Source organism: Pseudoduganella sp. jia 9 (genome assembly GCF_055502615.1).
This window is the reverse complement of sequence record NZ_JBUPWE010000041.1, coordinates 1-5,066: the sequence shown is the minus strand read 5'-3', so window position 1 is coordinate 5,066 and position 5,066 is coordinate 1. Positions and strand designations below refer to the sequence as shown.

The following is a 5,066-nucleotide window of genomic DNA, read 5'->3' as shown; positions in this document are numbered from 1 at the left end:
TTTTTTCCGGCATGTCGATACAACAGGCAATGCGTCAGATGCCCGCGTCAGCGGGGCGGGAGGCCGTAGGTCAGGGTGAAGCCTTGGCTGCAACTTCCAGCGACGAAGCCTGTGGTCCGCGACATGTGTCAGGAAACGCAGGATCGGCGCTGCTGCAAGCAGCGCTGAGAAGGGAAAATCTGCTGCAGGCGTTCAAGCGTGTGCGTGCCAACAAGGGCGCAGCCGGGGTGGATGGTCGGGACATTGACGAAACCTCGCGCTATCTGGCCGTCGCCTGGCCGGAAATACGCGAACAACTGCTGGCAGGGACGTACCGGCCCCGCCCGGTACGAAGGGTGACGATCCCGAAGCCCGACGGTGGCGAGCGTGAGCTCGGCATCCCGACGGTGACGGATCGGCTGATCCAGCAAGCACTGCTCCAGGTGCTGCAACCGATTCTTGACCCCACTTTCAGCGAGCACAGCTACGGTTTTCGTCCCGGTCGGCGTGCGCAGGATGCGGTACTTGCCGCTCGGGCGTATGTCCAGTCGGGACGACGGATCGTAGTGGACGTGGACCTGTCGAAGTTCTTCGACCGGGTCAACCACGACATCCTGATCGACCGCCTACGGAAACGCATCAATGACGCTGGAGTAATCTGGCTGGTCCGCGCTTATCTGAACAGCGGCATCATGGACCATGGCGTGGTGCAGTCGCGGAACGAGGGGACGCCGCAAGGCGGGCCGCTGTCGCCGCTACTGGCCAACGTCCTGCTCGATGAAGTGGACAAGGAACTGGAACGTCGCGGCCATTGCTTTGCGCGCTATGCCGATGATGCGAACGTCTACGTGCGCAGCAAGCATGCTGGCGAGCGGGTGATGGCGTTGCTGCGCCGTCTCTATGACAAGTTGCACCTCGTGGTCAACGAAGGCAAGAGTGCGGTGGGTAGCGCCTTTGGTCGTAAATTCCTCGGTTACAGCCTCTGGGCTGATCGCAGTGGCGTCAAACTCAAGGTCGCGGATAAGCCGCTGGCAACATTCAAGCAGCGTATTCGGGAATTGACGTGGCGCTCTGGCGGCAAAAGCATGGCACAAGTCGTCGACAACCTGCGCCGCTACATGCTTGGCTGGAAAGGGTACTTCAAGCTGGCTCAAACGCCGAAGGTTTGGCGGAAACTCGATGAGTGGCTGCGCCACAGGCTGAGAGCGATCCAGCTCAAGCACTGGAAGCGTGGAAAAACCATGTATCGGGAATTGCGCAATCTAGGGGCGTCGGAAACGGTTGCGAAGCGGGTAGCCGCTAGCAGCCGATGCTGGTGGCGAAACGCTGATCGGTTGCTGAAAACAGTCCTCACGATCGCTTATTTCGACCGGCTTGGCGTACCACGCCTGTCCTGACCTCAACTACTCGAACCGCCCGGTGCGGACCCGCATGCCGGGTGGTGTGGCAGGGGCGCAGCTTACATTAGCTGCCCCCTATGCCGATCGCCGTCGCCAGGCCGCGGCTCTTGATGGCGCCGGTCATGTTGGAAGGCAGCTCAGGTAGAACGTTTCAGCTCCGGCAGTTTGCCGATGTCGATGGCATCGCCCGGTAACGGCAGGCGTATCTCGATTCGCGTGCCGCGGTGACTGCCGGCGATGGAGATATCGCCACGGATCGCCCACACACGCTCGCGCATCCCGAGCAGGCCGAACGATGAGGGCTTTTCCATGTCGGCCTGGGCAATGCCGCGGCCATCGTCCTCGATCGTCAGGTACAGCGTCAGGTTATGCCGGCGCAGTGCGATGCGCACCCGCCGGGCGTGCGCGTGCCGTGCAATGTTCGTGAGCGATTCCTGCACGATGCGGAAGATCGCCGTGCTGTAGCGGTCGTTCAATACCAGTTCGTCTTCACGGCCGAGGAGTTCGCAGGCGACCCCATGCCGTTCCTCGAATTCGTGCCGCAGCGATTGCAGTGCGAAATACAAGCCACCTTCATCGAGCGCATGCGGGCGCAGATTGCTGGCGATGCGCCGCAGCGACGTGATCGCCGACAGCAGCCGCCCGTCCATGCCGGCAAGCAGATCGCGCGTGGCCTGGTCGGCAACCGGTTGCTGCATCAGCAGGCTCATGTCCACGCGCAACGTGGCCAGCAACTGGCCCAGGTCGTCGTGCAGCTCGCGCGCAATGTGGGTGCGTTCTTCTTCGCGGATGTTCTCCAGTGCATAGTCGGTAGCGCGACGCCCGGCCATGCTCGCACGGGCATCGGCCTCGCGCTGCTCGGCGAACGTGGCCGGCCGTGCTGCAACCGGCCAGGCAAGCCGTGCGGCAATGAGCAGAGCAGCCACCAGTAATGGTCGTGGAATGGACATCGGTTCTCGCTTCGGCTGATAGCGGACAGCCGTCCGAAAACCCTAATACAGCCGGGCTCGGAAGGATTGATGTGGCGCAACTGCGCCGGCAGCTTTACATTTGCTTGAACAGGTGCAGGAAGCTGCGGCTGACTTCCAGCTTCTCCGGCCGGCCCTTGACCATCACCAGGTGGCGGCCCCGGATATCGCGCGTTACGCCTTCGATCGCGTTCACGTTCACCAGTGTGGCGCGGTGGATCTGCCAGAACAGCGATGGATCGAGCTCGTCGGCCAGGTCGCGCACCGGCTTGCGGATCAGTGCTTCGAACTTGTCGGTTTGCACGCAGGTATATTTCTCGTCCGAACGGAAGAACAGGATTTCCTCGACGGGAATCATGCGCAGATCCTGGCCGATGCTGGCCTGGATCCATTGCAGGAACTTCGGCTTCGGCGCGGCGATCTTTTCCGCAAGTTGCGACAGCATGGCGGTCACGCTGGCATTGACGTCGCCGGCCGGCTTGTTCAGCCTGTCCTTCAGGCGCTCCGCGGTGATCTTCAGCCGCTCCTGCTCCGGCGGTTTGAGCACGTAATCGACGGCTCCGCGCTCGAAGGCCTCCACCGCGTACGCGTCGTAGGCCGTCACGAACACGACATGGCTCTTGTTGCCGATGACCGCCGCGGCTTCCATGCCGGTCTTGCCGGGCATGCGGATGTCGAGAAAGGTGAAGTCCGGCTTCAGCTCGTCGACGAGCTCGATGGCTTCGTCGCCGTTCTTTGCTTCGCCTACAATCTCGAGCTCCGGCCATACCTGGCCCAGGCGCATGCGCAGCTGGTCGCGCATCAAACGTTCATCGTCGGCTAAAATCGCGGTAGGCATGGTTCGCAGGAATAAGAGGCAGAGGGTGCCAATTATTCAATGAATCGGTGCCCCGCGCAATGCCTCCGCAGTGCGGCGGGATTTTGCCTTATTTGCGTGCCGCGTCGGAAAGCTGGTAGGGCACTTCGATCGTGGCGATCACGCCGCTCGGCTGGTTCGGCTCGATGCGCAGCTGGCCAGCATCGCCATGCAGCAGTTTCAGGCGCTCGCGAATCGTCATCAAGCCCAGGCCGGTGCCGTCGCTGGGCTTGGCGCCGAAGCCGAGGCCGTTATCGGCAACGATCACACGCAGCTTGCTGTGCGCCACATCCGCGCGCACCTTCAGGGTGCCGCCTTCGGATTTGCCCTCCAGTCCGTGCTTGATGGCGTTCTCCACCATCGATTGCAGCATCATCGGCGGAAATGCCGCACTACGCAGGCCGTCGGGGATGTCGAAGTCGATCGTCAGCCGTTCTTCCATCCGCATTTTCAGCAATGCCAGGTAGGCAAGGACCATGTCCGCTTCACGGCCGAGGTTGGTGATCAGCGTGTTGTCCCGCATCTGGGGCAGCACCGCGCGCAAGTACTTGATCAGGCTGCGCTGCATCGCCGAGGCGCGCGGCGGATCGGTTTCGATCAGGTGCTCGACCGAAGCAAGCGTGTTGAACAGGAAGTGCGGCTCGACCTGGGCCTGCATCATCTGCATCTTCGCCTCGGACAGCTGGCGCTGCATGGCGGCGCGCTCGGCGGCGGCGTTGGCGGTCTGTGTTTCCGCTTCGGCTCTTTTCTTCCCGCCCATCAGCGCCTTCATCCCGAACAGGGTCAGCACGAGCAGGAATATAAAGCTCTGGAACCACGTCGACGCCTGCTGGTGATAACGCGATACTTTTTCTTCCGCCGCATTATCGACCGCTTCTTCAAGCGCGTTGGACAGTTCTTCGCCGATCTGCGGCGGCAGCTCGATGTGTACCTCTTCGCCAGGAAGCGCGGTGATGACCGGGGCTGTCCGGGCTTTTGCCGGCGGAGCGGCGGGTTTTGCGGGAGCGGCGGGTGCAGCATTGCCGGCTTCCGGGGCTTCCGGGGCCTCGGGAGCAGCTGGCGGTTCGGCGGCCTCCGGGGCTTCAGCAGCTTCGGGGGCGTCAGGAACGTCTGGCGGTGCCGGATTGCGCAGCTTGCCCCCACGGGGATTGAAATGAATGCCGCTGTCATCGATGACGATGCTGGTATCGCTGCCGGCACTCGGGCGATTGTGCGATCGAATGACGACATCTTCGTCCATATTCGGCGAGAACAGTTCGTCCTGCAGGATCGACGCCGCGATCAGCGCCAGTGCGGCAAACAGGAAGAACTTCCACCACGACAATTGGGTCACCCAAGTGGCGGTCCGATCGAATCCCGTGTGCAGCGAGGCCAGGACAGTCTTCAGGATCTCTTGTATTTTCGGCGTGGGGAACATCGAGGGCTTCCGTTCTCTATATAGGGCAGCAAGTGTAGATAACGTTACGCAAAACTGTCCACCGGCGCGAGGGCCGTGCGACAGTCTGCGCAATCGCAGGGCTGGAACGGGCACGGGAAGGATGGCCGGATGGTGCAAAAAAGCACTTGCGCGACAGCAGATGCGTTGTTATAGTTCTGTCCCTCGCAGCAACGCAGCTGTCACGAAAGTGAAACAAGCAAGTTGATGTGAGTAGATGAGAAGCTTGACGAATCGCACGAAACACCCGATAATCTCGCTTCTCTGCTGCTGACAAACACAACGATTTGTCGCCGGGTCCAAGGGATCCGCAGCAAGCCTTCAAGGGCAGAATTCTTTAACAATCAACAGTCGATAAGTGTGGGCGTTTGATGTGATGTGCCCCGGACTTCGGTCCGGAAGCTCAAAATATATAGCATCAAACGCTT

At 61.3% G+C, this 5,066-nt stretch carries 4 protein-coding genes; 1 reads left to right on the top strand and 3 read right to left on the bottom strand.

Annotated elements, in window-relative coordinates; translation table 11 throughout:
• The first annotated feature begins 11 nt into the window (after positions 1 to 11).
• Positions 12 to 1,376 (top strand): group II intron reverse transcriptase/maturase, encoded by a 1,365-nt coding sequence (ltrA, locus tag ACY34H_RS30005; RefSeq protein WP_464977593.1) that lies wholly within the window; start codon positions 12 to 14, stop codon positions 1,374 to 1,376.
• A gap of 140 nt (positions 1,377 to 1,516) precedes the next feature.
• Here the strand turns inward: ltrA and ACY34H_RS30000 are convergent, their stop codons facing one another.
• The 3 genes from ACY34H_RS30000 to ACY34H_RS29990 all read right to left on the bottom strand — a co-directional run bounded on the left by ACY34H_RS30000 (position 1,517) and on the right by ACY34H_RS29990 (position 4,620).
• Entirely contained in the window at positions 1,517 to 2,329 is an 813-nt protein-coding gene (locus ACY34H_RS30000; protein WP_464981051.1) for a sensor histidine kinase, read from the bottom strand.
• A gap of 94 nt (positions 2,330 to 2,423) precedes the next feature.
• Complete coding sequence (locus tag ACY34H_RS29995) at positions 2,424 to 3,185, bottom strand: LytR/AlgR family response regulator transcription factor (RefSeq protein ID WP_464981050.1); 762 nt, start codon at positions 3,183 to 3,185, stop codon at positions 2,424 to 2,426.
• Between the two features lie 88 nt (positions 3,186 to 3,273).
• On the bottom strand, positions 3,274 to 4,620 hold the full coding sequence (locus ACY34H_RS29990) for a sensor histidine kinase (RefSeq protein ID WP_464981049.1): 1,347 nt from the start codon (positions 4,618 to 4,620) through the stop codon (positions 3,274 to 3,276).
• Positions 4,621 to 5,066 lie beyond the last annotated feature (446 nt).

What these genes read in the sequence shown, in the direction of transcription:
- ACY34H_RS29990 (WP_464981049.1), bottom strand. Translation starts at nt 4,620, where the DNA reads ATGTTCCCCACGCCGAAAATACAAGAGATCCTGAAGACTGTCCTGGCC.
- ACY34H_RS30000 (WP_464981051.1), bottom strand. Translation starts at nt 2,329, where the DNA reads ATGTCCATTCCACGACCATTACTGGTGGCTGCTCTGCTCATTGCCGCA.
- ltrA (WP_464977593.1), top strand. Translation starts at nt 12, where the DNA reads ATGTCGATACAACAGGCAATGCGTCAGATGCCCGCGTCAGCGGGGCGG.
- ACY34H_RS29995 (WP_464981050.1), bottom strand. Translation starts at nt 3,185, where the DNA reads ATGCCTACCGCGATTTTAGCCGACGATGAACGTTTGATGCGCGACCAG.